At 56.0% G+C, this 14,600-nt stretch carries 13 protein-coding genes; 11 read left to right on the plus strand and 2 right to left on the minus strand.

Annotated features, from left to right (window positions below):
* Positions 1 to 2: 2 nt before the first annotated feature.
* Positions 3 to 1,544: a S1 RNA-binding domain-containing protein gene (locus VFO10_RS01375; RefSeq protein ID WP_325136870.1), complete on the minus strand. Its 1,542-nt coding sequence runs from the start codon at positions 1,542 to 1,544 to the stop codon at positions 3 to 5.
* 187 nt (positions 1,545 to 1,731) lie between these two features.
* Between VFO10_RS01375 and VFO10_RS01380 the strand changes: the two genes are divergently transcribed.
* Positions 1,732 to 2,616, plus strand: a complete 885-nt coding sequence (locus VFO10_RS01380) for an alpha/beta fold hydrolase (RefSeq protein ID WP_325136871.1) — start codon at positions 1,732 to 1,734, stop codon at positions 2,614 to 2,616.
* Here the strand turns inward: VFO10_RS01380 and VFO10_RS01385 are convergent, their stop codons facing one another.
* Positions 2,617 to 3,288: a hypothetical protein gene (locus VFO10_RS01385; RefSeq protein ID WP_325136872.1), complete on the minus strand. Its 672-nt coding sequence runs from the start codon at positions 3,286 to 3,288 to the stop codon at positions 2,617 to 2,619.
* A gap of 170 nt (positions 3,289 to 3,458) precedes the next feature.
* Here VFO10_RS01385 and hmgA point away from each other — a divergent pair, with 170 nt between their 5' ends.
* The 10 genes from hmgA to VFO10_RS01435 all read left to right on the plus strand — a co-directional run bounded on the left by hmgA (position 3,459) and on the right by VFO10_RS01435 (position 14,560).
* Complete coding sequence (gene hmgA, locus VFO10_RS01390) at positions 3,459 to 4,763, plus strand: homogentisate 1,2-dioxygenase (RefSeq protein WP_325136873.1); 1,305 nt, start codon at positions 3,459 to 3,461, stop codon at positions 4,761 to 4,763.
* A gap of 63 nt (positions 4,764 to 4,826) precedes the next feature.
* Positions 4,827 to 5,204: a hypothetical protein gene (locus VFO10_RS01395; RefSeq protein WP_325136874.1), complete on the plus strand. Its 378-nt coding sequence runs from the start codon at positions 4,827 to 4,829 to the stop codon at positions 5,202 to 5,204.
* A gap of 61 nt (positions 5,205 to 5,265) precedes the next feature.
* A complete protein-coding gene (locus VFO10_RS01400) occupies positions 5,266 to 6,783 on the plus strand; it encodes a UDP-N-acetylmuramoyl-L-alanyl-D-glutamate--2,6-diaminopimelate ligase (protein WP_325136875.1) in 1,518 nt (505 codons plus the stop codon).
* 65 nt (positions 6,784 to 6,848) lie between these two features.
* Positions 6,849 to 7,295, plus strand: coding sequence for a deoxycytidylate deaminase (locus VFO10_RS01405; RefSeq protein ID WP_325136876.1), 447 nt, complete (start codon positions 6,849 to 6,851; stop codon positions 7,293 to 7,295).
* 374 nt (positions 7,296 to 7,669) lie between these two features.
* The gene (locus VFO10_RS01410) at positions 7,670 to 9,430 is read left to right on the plus strand and encodes a S8 family peptidase (RefSeq protein WP_325136877.1); all 1,761 of its coding nucleotides are present in this window, start codon (positions 7,670 to 7,672) and stop codon (positions 9,428 to 9,430) included.
* Positions 9,431 to 9,464: 34 nt separating this feature from the next.
* On the plus strand, positions 9,465 to 10,448 hold the full coding sequence (locus VFO10_RS01415; protein ID WP_325136878.1) for a MoxR family ATPase: 984 nt from the start codon (positions 9,465 to 9,467) through the stop codon (positions 10,446 to 10,448).
* Between the two features lie 9 nt (positions 10,449 to 10,457).
* Complete coding sequence (locus tag VFO10_RS01420; protein ID WP_325136879.1) at positions 10,458 to 10,997, plus strand: hypothetical protein; 540 nt, start codon at positions 10,458 to 10,460, stop codon at positions 10,995 to 10,997.
* Entirely contained in the window at positions 10,994 to 11,974 is a 981-nt protein-coding gene (locus VFO10_RS01425; protein ID WP_325136880.1) for a tetratricopeptide repeat protein, read from the plus strand. Before VFO10_RS01420 ends, VFO10_RS01425 begins: the two co-directional genes overlap by 4 nt.
* Positions 11,958 to 13,769, plus strand: coding sequence for a BatD family protein (locus tag VFO10_RS01430; RefSeq protein ID WP_325136881.1), 1,812 nt, complete (start codon positions 11,958 to 11,960; stop codon positions 13,767 to 13,769). Before VFO10_RS01425 ends, VFO10_RS01430 begins: the two co-directional genes overlap by 17 nt.
* Positions 13,757 to 14,560, plus strand: a complete 804-nt coding sequence (locus tag VFO10_RS01435) for a tetratricopeptide repeat protein (RefSeq protein WP_325136882.1) — start codon at positions 13,757 to 13,759, stop codon at positions 14,558 to 14,560. Before VFO10_RS01430 ends, VFO10_RS01435 begins: the two co-directional genes overlap by 13 nt.
* Positions 14,561 to 14,600: the final 40 nt, after the last annotated feature.

Genomic DNA, 14,600 nt, shown 5'->3' on the forward strand with positions numbered 1-14,600 from the left:
GTTTACTTTTTCTTGCCTTCAAGACTCGCTGCCAGGATATCACCGAAGCTGCCGCGTGGGGTCTTGGCGGTTTCCTTTTTCGCCTTGTCCTGCTGCGTTTGCATGTATTCGTGATAAGCCTGGATGTCGTCGGCATCATCCTTGATTTCAGGCAAGGACAGAAGCATCTTGCGTTCCGCCACATTCAGTTCCCGCACCACCACTTCGAGTTCCTGCGGAGGCGAAGCCTTTTTCTTATAGGACTCGCCGTGGACTTTTTTCAGAATCTCGGTCGGAACCAGACCCGTGACGCCGGGAGCCAGCACGACGAAGGCACCAAAGCCCTTCAGGCTTTCCACCGTGCCCTTGACCTTGGCACCGACGGGGAATTTCGCGTCGATCGCAGCCCAGGGATCCTGCTCGATGTTCTTCAGACTCAGGGACAGCTTCTGCGATCCCGTTTGGATATCGACGATGCGCACATCCACCTTGTCACCGACTTTGAGGATTTCATTCGGATGATGAATGCGCTTTTCCCAGGACATTTCCGAAATGTGAACGAGACCTTCCACACCGGGCTCAAGACTCACGAACGCACCGAAGGTTTCGAGGCGTGTGACCGTTCCCGAATAGGATTTGCCGATTTCGTATTTGCTGCCGATGGTCGCCCAGGGATCTTCCTGGATGGCCTTCATGCTGAGGCTGATGCGGCGTTTGCCGTCCGCTGTCGTTTCGATTTTCTGCAGTTTCACGCGAACGTTGTCGCCTTTTTGCAGGAAGTCGGACGCGCGGTTCACGCGGGCATAGCTCATTTCCGAGACGTGCAGGAAGCCATCGAAACCACCGAGGTCAACGAAGGCACCGTAGTCGCGCAGTTCGGTCACGATACCATCGAGGATGATCTCCTGACCCTGGTTCTTGCGCTCTTCGAGTTCAGCGATCTTGAGTTCGGCTTCCTTCCGCAGGAGCTTGGCGCGGGACACAAGGATATTGCGTCCACCCTCCTCGATCTTTTCGATCAGGAAGTTAAGCTCGCGCCCCATGAATTCGGCTTTGTTGGTGACAAAGCGCGTATCAATCTGAGACACGGGACAGAAGGCCCGTTTACCCATGACTGTCACTTCAAAGCCACCTTTGTTTTCTCCGGTGACCTTGCCGCGGACGGGCAATTGCATCTGACGTGCGTTGAGCAAATCTTCGAAGGATTGCTTCGAAGCGCTGAGACGCATGCTCAATTGAATTTCGTCCGCCGTATAGGAGACGACGTAAGCGGTGATGCGATCACCGATGTGATACTGCTGTTCACCTTTTTCATTGAAGATCTGGTTCTTATCCATCACAGCCGTATGCAGGGCATCCAGCTCGACGAGGACGTTATCCGAGGTGGCGCTGATGGCTGAGATCACGCCGCTCACCTGGGCACCGCGGCGAATTTCGATTTCGGGAACCGATTCCTGCTCCAAAAGCTCAGCAAACGAAAGTTCATCGACCTGCTTTTTGCCGGCCTTTTTCCCTTCGTCTTCGAATTCGGATTCATCTTCCCATTTAATGTCTTGGTAACGCATGAGTTCAACCTTTGTAAACACTCGATAAATAAGCGCAGTACGGCGCTGGAGTGTACCCTTTTTCAGGATGAGGGAACACAGCTTTTTCCGCTGTTTGAGGACAAATACCGTCGAACAAGCTGGTCAAAAAGGGTAAAATATGCCAAATATATGAGGTAACCCTGACATCGCGAATCGAGGAGAACCTATGGCCTGCCAGACCCGGGTGGAATCCCTGGAAGCCGTTGACGGATTGGATATCTATTGCGAGGTTCACAGCGGCCCGGCCCCAAAGGGCGTCATCCTTGCTGTGCATGACTACGGCGAACACTGCGGCGTTTATCGCGGGATTTTTGATCGCCTCTGTCAGGAGGGGTACAGCATTTACGCGGCTGACCTGCGCGGCCACGGCAAATCCCCAGGGGAACGGGGATTGATCACGCGCTTTGATGATTATCTGGAAGACCTCGATCTGCTGATGGCGCGGGTCAAGGATCGGGAACCGAACCAGCCGGTTTTTATCCTGGGCCAGGGCCTCGGCGCCTTGATCGGTGCCTGCTATGCGATGTCGCGCAAGCCGCGGATGCGGGGGCTGATCCTGTGCGGACTCGTGATGGATCTGCCGGTCGGCGCCATGGAACGCCTTCTGATGAAGCATGCAGGTTTTCTCCTGCAGAATTCCAAGGGCATGCAGGATGTGAAGAAGGCTCTTTTAGGTCCGGCGCTCGAAGGCGAACTGAAAGAGGACTCGCTGGCGTTCCGTGGTCCGGTGCGGCCGACGACGGTGCGGGAGATTCTAGGCGCGTGCGCATCCATACAAAAGAGCAGCGAGCAGCTGCCGTTTGCGATACTTTCCATCCATACTCTGGAAGCAGTGACCAATCGCGCGTCAGCTCTGGAACGTTGGCTCGATGCCATCGCTTCGGTGGACAAGTCGGTGCTGCGCTATGAAGGTCAGGATCATCATCTCCTTTTGCACAAGGAGCGCGATCAGGTTGTGGGGGATATCATCGAGTGGTGCGAACAGCATCGTCTCGATCGTCCCGATGATGAAGAGGAAGAGTGGGACGAGCTGGCGAACGATGCTCTATGATCAGCGCAGTTTGAGTCTTTGATCGCGCAGTCTTTTCAGATTGTCGCAGCCGGTTTCATGTTTTTCCAGGCAGGCCCGCGCATAGAAGTCGAGGGCCTCGTCCCAGTGCTGGAGCTTTTCCAGCTGAAAACCAAGGTTATTGCAGCTTTTGCTCAAACCGCCTTCGCAGGCAGTCTTATAGAATTGGCGCGCGTTGCTCAGATTGCCCATGCGTTCTTCATGCCAGCCGAACTTGTGGCAACCTTCGGAGTGACCGAACTGACAGGCGACCAGGTAATACTCCTGAGCTTCCTCGAAATTTCCCTTGGACGCGAAGCGGCGACCCTGCTGATAAAGAGCAGCGGCCTTGCCTTTGGCAGCGGTATGTCCGGCGAGCCTGTCCTCGGGGCTTTTTTTGATGCGCTCCAGAGCTTCCTGCTTCACCTTCTGCAGGTCCTTGGCTTCCCCATCGCTGAGCGGCACAAGGTTCTGTTCGCTGTTTTCTTCATCCATCAGGCCTTCAGGCAAAGCCTTGGCGCTGAGATGCTTCCGCTCACCAGTCGGGGCCGCGGCCTGGGCTTTCGAGTCGGCTTTGTGGGCTGCATCACGCGGCGGCATCAGCGTGCCTTTGCGCTTTTCACAGGCGCTGGTAGTCAGCATAAGAGCGATAACGCCAAACCATATAGCCTTCACAGCATAACTCCTTTTTTCCCTGACAAAAGTGAGCTACGAGGCCTATCGGCGCTTCACGAAAAAAGTTAAGCCGGCGTTCGGGCTTGCCCCTTTCGGCTTCTTGGCAGGCGGGCTTCCATTTGATACGTTTCGGTCAGATTCCGATAACTGCGCTCAAAGAGGGGGCCATTATGCTTTCTGATCGAAAATACCAAAGCGGTTTTGGCAATCATTTTGCCACCGAAGCCCTGCCCGGGGCGCTGCCGGAAGGCCAGAATTCCCCACAGCGACCGCCATACGGACTGATTGCTGAACTCGTGTCCGGCACGGCCTTCACTGTCAAACGATCAGAAAACCTGCGGTCGTGGGTTTACCGCATTCGCCCCTCGGTTCTGCACGGTGAATTCCGACTTCTGGATAAACGCTCGATCGTGACCGGGGCGCCGCGTGATATCATCACACCCGCCGCGCAACTGCGTTGGAACCCGCTGCCCATCCCCCAGGAAAAAACTGATTTCGTCCGCGGACTCTTGACCATGGCCGCCAACGGCGACGCGGATGCGCAGACCGGCAACGCCGTGCATCTTTATGCGTGCAATCAGTCCATGGACAAGGATTTCTTTCAGAACGCGGACGGTGACCTTCTCATAGTCCCGCAGAGCGGAGGCCTGACACTCAGGACTGAGTTCGGCATCATGGATGTCATCCCCGGTGAAATCGCGGTCATTCCCCGCGGCATTAAATTTCAGGTCCATCTGCTTGAGGCCACGGCCCGCGGCTATATCTGCGAGAACTACGGCGCGCATTTCGTCCTGCCGAATCTGGGGCCGATCGGATCGAACGGTCTCGCGAATCCGCGGGATTTTGAAACGCCGGTGGCCGCTTATGAAGATCGCGAGGGCGCCTTTCGGCTTCTTTTGAAATTCGGCGGCGAACTGTTCGAAGCGTCGGTGCAGCACTCGCCTTTGGATGTTGTCGCCTGGCACGGGAACTATGCGCCCTACAAATACGATCTGCGCAAGTTCAATACGATCAACACCGTGAGTTATGATCATCCAGATCCCTCGATCTTTACGGTTTTGACCTCGCCCACTGATCATGAGGGCCGGGCGAACGTGGACTTCGTGATTTTTCCCCCGCGCTGGATGGTGGCGCAGAATACCTTCCGTCCGCCCTATTTCCATCGGAACGTGATGAGCGAATACATGGGCCTGATCTATGGCGTCTATGATGCCAAGCCCTCCGGAGGTTTCGATCCGGGCGGCGGCAGCCTGCATAACTGCATGCTGGCGCATGGTCCTGAGGCCCAGGCCTTCGAAGAAGCCACGCATGCGGAACTGAAGCCCCAGTATATGGATAAGACCATGGCCTTCATGTTTGAATCCTGCATGCTGTATCGTCCGACCCGCTTTGCCCTGGAAGGGGGACTCCTGCAGAAGGATTACGCCGCCTGCTGGCAAGGGATCAAAACGACTTTTAATCCCAAAGTTCGCTGAAAATGGGGTAAGATAGGGTGACATTGCACGTCGCAAGTCAAACGACAGTGAGAGGGCTATCCCATGGCCTATGCTTCCTTTCGATGTTTGGTCGATGCTCCCTATCAAAAAGTTTGGCAATCCGTGTCCCGGATCGCCGTTCCCCAGGGCGGCGTTCAAACGCCCCGGCAGCAGCTGAAGATCGCTCATCTCGATCTTCAGGAAAGCATCAGTCTCGATCCCCAGAAGGGCGAAGTCACCCTGAGACTCGAAGGGGGGCAGGCGCTGAAGGGAGAAAGACGCTTTGCCGTGCGCGAGGACAAGACGAGTTCGCGGCTTATGATCGAATGCTCACTGAGCTGGCAGGCCGTGGATCAGGATACCGACCGCCGTTTGCATTCCGTGCTCGATCGGCTGGTGCGTGACCTGGTCCTGGAAATGAAAAAGGCCTCCGAGTCCTGATGTCCGTGGACAGATCCCAAAAAGAGCGATTAGGATAGGGGCGATCCGAAAGGGAGTTGCCATGACCTTGCCTATGATCGCTCAGGATATCGTCCTTGTTTTGAAGAAAGCCGGACTGCTGCTGAACCATCGCGCCCCGCGTCCCGATCAGACCTTCAACGGGCACACGACCAACGCGCGGCAGGTGCAGACTGCTTCGCTATTTATTGCCTATAAGGGCGTCAGTTTCGATGCTCACAGCGCTCTGAAGGACCTTCAGCAGAATCAATCCGGCCTGGGCTTCATCGTGGAGCAGAAGGAGGCCTTCGAGGCCTTGCCTCAGGATGTTTTTGCCTGTCTTGTGACAGATAGCCGTGAGGCCTGGGCCTGGCTGGCCGCTCATAGTCATGGAAATCCTCAGGATCGTTTGCGCCTGATCGGAATTACGGGAACGAATGGCAAGACGTCAACGGTCTGGTTTCTGCGGCAGCTTCTGCGCACGATTCAGGAACCCTGTTTGATCCTCGGCACCCTCGGTGTTTACTGCGGTGAAGAAAAATTTCCTGCCACCCATACCACGCCGGATCCCGATGAACTTTTCCAGCAACTGGCTTTGGCCGTAAAAAAAGGCGTTTCGTGGGCAGCCATGGAAGTCTCTTCGCATGCCATCGTGCAAAAGCGCCTCGGGCCCTTGCGCTTTGATGCAGCCGGATTTACCAGTTTTTCGCGTGATCACCTCGATTTTCATCCGACCATGGACGATTATTTTGCCGCCAAATGGCAGCTTTTTTCCCAGCTTTTGAAGCCGGGAGCTGTGGGCTGGCTGTCGCATGGAATCGAGGAATGGCTGCCGCCCGATGCTTTTACACGCGGTCTGCATTTCTATGGGCCAGCACGCAGTGGACGCACGATGCAAAAGGGCGATTCGCATTATGAAGTCGCGGCCATGACCCTTCAGTCCACGGATTTTTCGGTGACGCTGGATTCCAAAACCTGGCAGGGCCATCTGCCCTTTGGGGCGGATTTTGCCATTGCCAATTTCACTCTGGCGCTTTTGATTGTGGAAAGCCTTTTGCCCGGTCGTGTGAGTGCCGATGCCTGGTCCCACATTGAGCCGGTGCCTGGACGTTTTGAGCCTGTCACAGAAGCGTTTGCGCATGGACTCGCGGTGATCGTCGACTATGCACATACTCCGGATGCTTTGGAAAAAACGCTGCATAAACTGCGTGAGCTGACCCAGGGACGCCTCTGGGTGGTCTTTGGCTGTGGTGGGGATCGCGATCGGGGCAAGCGTCCTTTGATGGGCGCAGTGGCTGAGAAAGAGGCGGACGTCCTTGTGGTGACCTCGGATAATCCACGTACCGAGGATCCCGAGACCATCCTGAAGGACATCCTTCAAGGGCTCACACAGTCAAAACATCAGGCTATTGTCGATCGGGAAAGCGCCATCCTGCGGGCTATTCAGGGCGCCCAGCGGGGTGACAGCATTCTGATTGCCGGCAAAGGTCATGAGGATTATCAGATCATCGGCAAAGAAAAATTCCCGTTTGACGACCGGAAAGTGGCCGCCGCCTGTCTGAAACGGCGTCAGGCGAAATGATCTGGACAGATATCCGGTCCCACGGTAAGTCAAAGGACTTCATAGTTTGACCGGGGGTATCTGCAGTGCGTCCAAGTTTTGAAGAGATTTATATGGATCTGGCTTTCAGCCTGGCGCGACGTTCCACCTGCAAACGGCTGCATGTGGGGACCGTGATCACCAGCACGGACTTTCGCAAGGTGCTGGCGGTCGGTTATAACGGCAACGCCACGGGCCTTCCCAATGGCTGCGATCGCGATGAACCCGGCAACTGCGGCTGCCTTCACTCCGAAGAAAACGCTGTCATCAACTGCGACAGTCCCCGCTTCATCGAGAAGCTTGTGTTCGTGACCCACATGCCCTGTGCTGCGTGCGCCAAGCGTTTGATCAACCTCGGCAACGTCCGCAAAATCTATTATGCCCGTGAATATCGCACCCGGACTTCGCTTGAGCTCTTCTCGACCGTCGGAATTGCAGTCGAACACCTGCCACATCAATCCATTCATGACGTCGATCATGGCTGCGGTTGCTAAAGTGTTTTGGATTTTTCGAGTCATTATGAGCTACCACATATAGCGTGAATTCTCAAGCCTTCACGCTATGATTAAAATTTAAGCAAAATGATTAACATATTGAAATGTTTAACTAAATTAGCCTAATTAAGTGGCTTATCCACTGAGCCTGTGGATAACATCAAACGGTCCACAATGCACTGGATAGAGTGTCAATTGTGATGTGTAGGGGTTATTACCAGGATCGCGGCAGACGGGGTATGCAGACTTTTGCTTGTGGTATGCGGAAAGGCAGACGTATCATACAGGCTCAATCATGCCTCGGTCGAAAATCGGATCCGAAGGCTTGTCTGGCGGCTGTTCAGCCGCGCTTTTCCTGGTGAAGGGAGCATACAGTGCGGAAGCTGATTGTGTGGATAGGTCTGGCCTGCCTCGTCTGGGGCTGTGGTCGACAAGAGGATTCGCAACTGGACCAGGCGGCTACGCAGGAGCCGCTTCTACGTTTTGCCACAGTGGATGGGGAGACGTCGCAGAAGCCCCAGAGTTATCTTGTGGCCTTCCGGCGTCTTCTGGATAACACGCAGGACCATTATACAGCCTTCCCTGCGCGACTTCGGACGCATATGCAGGCCATGATGCGCAGCTTCTCGCGGGATCTCGGAACGGTTCAGCCGCGTTATCTGGGGTCTTTGAACCTTTCTGACCTTTCGCAGTCCTTCACGCCGCCGCCGGCCACGCTGGGGCCAGCTTTGCTGCGGCAGAGCCCGCAGGGATCCACGGCTGAAAGTATGGCCAGCCTGATGGAAGTGACCTTTGCGAGCGATGAGGAGGCGCGCGCGACGCTCAAAAAGTGGCTCGACGAAGGCCGCATTTATTATGCGGAACCGAACGACCGCAGTGAGATGAAGGGCGCGCTGGAAGATTCCATCATAGATCGCTTCAAAGACAAGCAGCAGATGACGCCGTGGCTGGAGCAGATCGCCTTTCTGCCCGCCATTCAGCAGATGGGTCAGCTTTCCAGCATCGAGGATCCGCCCGTCATTGCCGTCATGGACAGTGGCGTGGATGTGTTCCATCCCAATGTGCGGCCGGCCATCTATGTGAATGAAACAGGGCAAAACAAGCTCTGTAAGGATGATATCTATGGCTGCAATACGACAGTCGCCAAGAAGGAAAACCTGGGCGATGGCAATGTTTATCCGGCCGGTACCTCCGACTTCAATCAGAGCTGTGGTCAGGAAGGTCAGTGCCAGCATGGAACACACGTCGCGGGTATCATAGCCGCGCGCGATGCCGATGATTACGTCGGCATGTGCCCTTACTGCCAGATCCTGGTGGTGAAGGTGGTGGACCTGGAGCAGAACGGAACGGATACGGCCTTTGTGATCAAGGACGCGTCGATCATTGCGGGCCTGGCTTATGTTTCCGGTTTCAAAAAGAAGGGTGAGCCCCTGGTGCGCGTGATCAATGCTTCCTTTGGAAAGTTCGAACGCTCACGCTCGGTGGAACTCTTCATCAAATCCTTGAAATCGTTTGGTCGCGGAACGCTGATGGTCGCGGCTGCGGGAAACGAGGACACCATGCGCCGTCAGTATCCGGCGGGCTTTGATTCCGTCATCGCGGTATCTAATGTCTACAGCAGCGTCACGGCGCCGAAAAAAAGCGAGTCATCCAATTATGGAACCTGGGTGGATATCGCCGCGCCTGGTGACGGACAATGCCCTGATGGTCCTGGTATTCTGTCGAGCGTGCCGGGTGGCTACGCGTCGTGCAAAGTAGGAACGTCGATGTCAGCGCCGATCGTTTCGGGGATTGCCGGGCTTCTTCTGTCGAAGGATCCGACACTCACCGCGGATCAGGTGGAAAGACGTTTGCTTGATACCGCCGAGCCCGATAAACTCTACTCCGATTCCGTGAATAACGGGTATCGGCCGAATATCAAAGGCATGGGTCTGGTGCCCATGCTGGGCAGCGGTGTCGTCAATGCCAACCTTGCTTTGGATCCCACGCTCGATCAATCCCCGCCGGTGACAACGCAGAGAAACGATCTTGTGCGTGCCGGCTGTGGAGTGGTGGGGGCCGGAGCCTCTTCCGCATGGTCCTGGTTTTGGCTGGCGCTGCCTCTGCTTTTTGTCAGTCGCCGCCGCTGGCGTTGAACGGCCTGAACAGACAATGAGGAGATAAGCGCCCATGATGGGACACGATTTGGATCGGGATGTGGAGAACGCAGCCAACCACATCAACCTTGTGCTGACGACCGTGGGCAAACGCATGGTGGGACAGAAGCTGGTGATGGAACGCCTGCTCATGGGTTTGATTGGCCAGGGGCACGTGCTTCTGGAAGGTCTGCCCGGTCTGGCCAAGACCACGGCGGTGAAAGCCTTGTCCGACTGCTCGGATCTGGCGGTCACCCGCATTCAATTCACACCGGACCTTTTGCCGGCTGATGTGATCGGCACGCAGATCTATGATCCACGCCAGGCTGAATTCAAAGTGAAAAAAGGTCCGATCTTCACCAACCTGCTGATCGCGGATGAAATCAACCGCGCGCCGGCCAAGGTTCAATCGGCTTTGCTGGAAGCGATGCAGGAACGCCAGGTGACATTGGGGGATACGACCTATGTTTTGCCCAAACCTTTTTTGGTGATGGCGACGCAGAATCCGATTGAACAGGAAGGCACCTATACCCTGCCTGAAGCGCAGATGGACCGCTTCCTTTTCAAACTGAAGGTCGATTACAATACGTTGGACGAGGAAATCGAAGTCGTGCAGCGCATGGCCAGCGGTGATGACATTCAGCTGGAAAAGGTGATGCAGGCTTCAGACATTCTGCGCTGCCAGGATCTGATGAAGCAGGTTCATGTGTCGGATAAAATTCGGCGCTATATCGTGGAACTGGTTTTTGCGACCCGCAAACCGGGGCAGTACGGGCTCAGGAAATTGGAGGGCCTGATCAAGGTCGGAGCCAGTCCGCGGGCTTCCATCAATCTGGAACGCGCCTCGCGTTTGAATGCGCTCTTTCAAGGCCGCGCCTATGTCACGCCCCAGGATGTGAAAGACGTCGGCGTCGATATTCTGCGGCATCGCGTTTTGCCCACATATGAAGCGGAAGCGGAAAACATTGCAGTCGAGCAGATGATTGCCGATATCTTTGCTCATGTCGATGCGCCGTGAGGAAAGCTGATGCCTGAAGTCGCAGGTTCTTCCCAATTGCCCCATGGAATCATGGGGCTTCAACCCCAGTCTTTTCCCTGGATGACTGTCATTCTGATAGGTCTTGGCCTTGTGCTCCTGGCCTTGATCGCTTTTTTGGTCTGGAAGCATCTGCGCTCTGGAGCCGCTCTGAAGCCCGAGACCGCAGCCCTGCGGCCCGAGGATCCCTGGCAACGCCTGGAACTGTCGATGGATGGGCTTTCCCTGGCTGAACCCTGGACCCGCGAAGCCTGCGAGGATTATTTCTTCCGCCTCAGTTTTGCCCTGCGTGAGGCCCTGGAACTCCGCACCGGCCTGCCTATTACCGGGCAAACCTGGGCCGAAACCAAACGAAGCCTGGAGAAAAGTCCGGCTCTCTCAGCAAATTTTCAGGAGGACCTGATAAAATTTCTGAGTCTGGCGGACCAATTGAAATTTGCCGGTCAGTGGCGGGATGCCGCTGAATCACAGGAATGGCGGGAAAAGGTCAAGGCATGGATTCACGAGCTCAGGCGCGGAGCGCTTTCATGACATGGAATTGGGCCTTGGGCCTGGGCGGGCTTTTCCTTCTGCCCGCGCTTCCCTTGCAGGCGGATTCGCTGGGGGATGCCTACCGGGCCTATGAAAAAGGTCAGTTCGAAGAGGCCGCCAAAGGTTTTCAATCCCACGCGCAGAAGCAGCCCGAGGATTATGATCAGCTCTACAACACCGGCGTCGCGCTTTTTCAGAAAGGCGCGCACGAGGAAGCCATGACTTATTTTGATCGGGCCATGCAGTCGCCTGATCCGGGTCTGAAGAGTCGATCGGCTTATAACAAAGGTGTGGCCCTGGCTCAGAAGCAGAAGTGGGCCGAGGCTGAGGCCGCGTTCCAGGATGCTTTGAGTTATGACAACGACAATAAGATGATTCAGGATAACCTTCAGTTCGTACGTGAACAGAAGGATCGACAGAAAGAGGATAAGCCTCAGGACAAGCAGGCCCAGAATAATCAGCAGCAGAAGAAGGAAGAGAAGGCCGAGGAGAAACAGGCCGAGAATCAGCCGGGTCAACCGCAGGGCGGAAAGCCTGAGGAGAAGCAGGCTCAGAATCAAAAGGGCCAGGGCCAAAGTCCTGAGCAGCAGAAATCTGAGCAGGGGAAAGAAGCTCAGAAACAGGCGGCGCAGGAAAAATCCGGGCAGTCGGAAGCCGAGAAGAAGACGGCGGAGGAGAAGGCCGGACAGGAGAAGGCCGGGCAGGAGAAGGCCGGGCAGGAGAAGGCCGGGCAGGTCGAAGCCCAGCAACAGGCGGCGCAGGAAAAACCAGGCCAGCCCGGCGAGAAGGGCAGGCAGGGGGAAGGCAGCCCAGGGGCGCAGCCGCAGGAAGGCGAGCGGGTTTTGACGGTCAAGGATTTGAAAAAGCAGGAGGCCGAAAAAATCCTGCGCTCGGTGGATGATCGCATAGGAACTTATATTCTGACCCCGGAACAGGCGAATACGGAGGGCAAGTCACGCAATGGCAAGGATTGGTAAGCTCGCAGGCATCTTCATCTCTTTTTGGTGTTTCGCGAGCGCGGCGCTGGCCGGCATGATCACGGGCGAATTGGATAAGCCCGAGGGCAGTGTCGAAGACCAGTTCGTCTACACGCTTGCAGTGCAGGGTTCCGCCGATGGTGAACCGGCGTTTCCCGAAGTTCCTGGTCTTAGCATTCGGCAGGCGGGAACGAGCCAGAGTGTTTCCATTATCAACGGCCGCATGTCGCGTGAAGTGCAGTATCAATTCGTCATCATCCCGGACAAAGCAGGCAGCTATACCATTCCTCCGATCGTGATGACGGTGGACGGAAAAAAAGAGCAGACGCTGCCCATTGAATTCCGGGTCACGGCCGCCGGCACGAGCCCCCAGGGTCAGGCGGATCGACCGCTATTTTTAGAGCGCGTCGTAGCCAAAGATAAAGTCTACGTCGGGGAAGCTGTTCCTTCGAGCATCCGCGTTTATTCACGGGTCCGTATTCTGGGTGCGCAGCCTGACTTTCGTTATCCCGATGGTTTTCAAGTGAAGAAAATCGACGGCGAGAAAAACTATTCCAAGCTGGTCGATGGCCAGGCCTTCAACGTCACGGAAATCAATGCCATTCTGATTCCGACCAAGGAGGGCCGTTTTGAAATTCCTGCGGCCGGACTTGATGTGCGCTTTGTCGATACGAGCAAACCGCGCCGCACGCCGCGTTCCCTGCTCGAAGATTTCTGGGGCCAGGGCAATACGGTGGAAAAACATTTCCGCAGCGGCTCGGCCTCGATTGAAGTCCTGCCGCTTCCCGTGGCGGGACGCCGCTCGGATTTCAGTGGGCTGGTCGGAGAATTCCAAGGGCGCGCAGAGATCGCCTCGCGTGCGGTGAAAGTGGGCGAGACCGTGACTCTGACTTTGACCATCGAAGGCCGCGGCGCGACCAGTGGCATGGCCGATCCCGAGCTTGGCCTTGGGGATCGCGCGAAGGTTTATAAGGATAAGCCGCAGTCCGATGACACCTTCGATGCGCAGGAGGGTGTGCTCGGGCAGCGCCTCATAAAAATGGCGATCGTTCCGAGCGTGCCTGGGGATCTGGCGCTCGGAACCCTTAAAATCCAGTATTTCAACACGGCCGTCGGACAGTATCAGGATATGACGATTGACCTGGGGCACCTGCAGGTCACAGGCTCGCCGGCCGCGGCAGCAGCACCTCCTGCGGCAAGTCCTCAGCCGCAGGCGGCAGAAACCAGGCCCTCGACTCCCTCATCCAATGCCCCTGCGGAAGTGAAGTCACTCGCCCGGGATCTTTTGGAACCGCATCCACCCGAGCGTCTTCGGACGCATGAAACAGTTCAGACATTGGATGTGATCGCGGCCGCTGTCATGCTGGTCGGCAGCCTGGGATTTTTAGGCTGGGGCGCGAGGCGCGCCTGGATCCGGCGTCAGGGCGGACAGCATGAACAAAGAAAGAAGGCCGATCGGGCTCTGCGCGCAGCCAGTCGCCAGCTGCTGGAAGCGCGTCAGCTTTTGGATCAAAAGGATATTCAAGCGGCCGTGGGCCTTGCCCAGAGTTCGATTCGTCAGTACATGAGCGATAAGTTCAATATCAAAGGCAGTGCTCTTACCCTGCGCGACCTTGAACAGCAGCTCGTGCAGCATGGGCTGTCGGGGCCGACGCTCACCGAGATGCGGCAGGTCTGGCAGAATCTTGATCAGCTGCGTTTTGCGGCCGCGTCCGCGGATCAGGACCAGGGACGCGAGGCCCTGCAGAAAGTGAATCAGCTTCTCACGGAGGTGGAACAGCGATGCGCGCATTGATGTTCATCCTGTTACTGAGTTTCATGAACCCTCTTTGGGCCCAGGGAAAAGGCGGTTCCTATGCGGCCGCCGAGGATGCCTATCGCCAGGGTGATTTTGAAGAGGCCATTCATATTTATCTTGCGGCCATCCAGGATGGTGAAGAGAACGCGAGCCTTTTTTACAACCTCGGGACCAGCCTTTATAAAAACGGGGAATTGGGTTCGGCCGTGGCGGCCCTTTTGCGCGCAAGGAGCCTTGATCCTTCCGATCCTGACATTCGCTACAATCTGCGTTTTCTTCAGGAAAAAACCCGCGATAAACTGGATACGAAGCTTCCAGGCGACCATCTGAGTGAATGGAGCGCGAGCCGCTGGTTTACCGAAAGGGTCCTTTTCTGGTGGACGTCGATCGCGCTGATTATGATGTTCAGTCTCGTCGGTTGGATCCTTTTCACAGGCAAGGCTTCGCTTTTGTCCTGGATCGGGGCTTTCCTCCTTCTGATCGGTGCCCTTTATCCTGGGCTCAGTCTGGCCCGTGCTTTATGGCAAGCGCCGGATTGGGGGGCAGTGCGAACGGCAGAAGTGGACGTGCTGGCAAGTCCCACCGTCCGGAACGCAGTGGTGATTTTCCAGCTGCATGAAGGGGCGCCCTTTGCCGTGATCAATGAATCAGGGGATTGGTACAAGGTCCAACTCTCGGACGGGAAAAGCGGCTGGATTCCGCGCGAACACCTTGCGATCTTTGGCAAAAATTTTTTTTCTTATCAGACTTCGCAAAACGAGCCTTCCGCGGAAAAACCCACGCTTTGAATCTTAATGCGGCCCCAAAAAAGGCCGCTTAACCTCTCTT

Origin of the sequence: Oligoflexus sp. (assembly GCF_035712445.1) — a bacterium.
Classification (GTDB): Bacteria; Bdellovibrionota_B; Oligoflexia; order Oligoflexales; family Oligoflexaceae; genus Oligoflexus.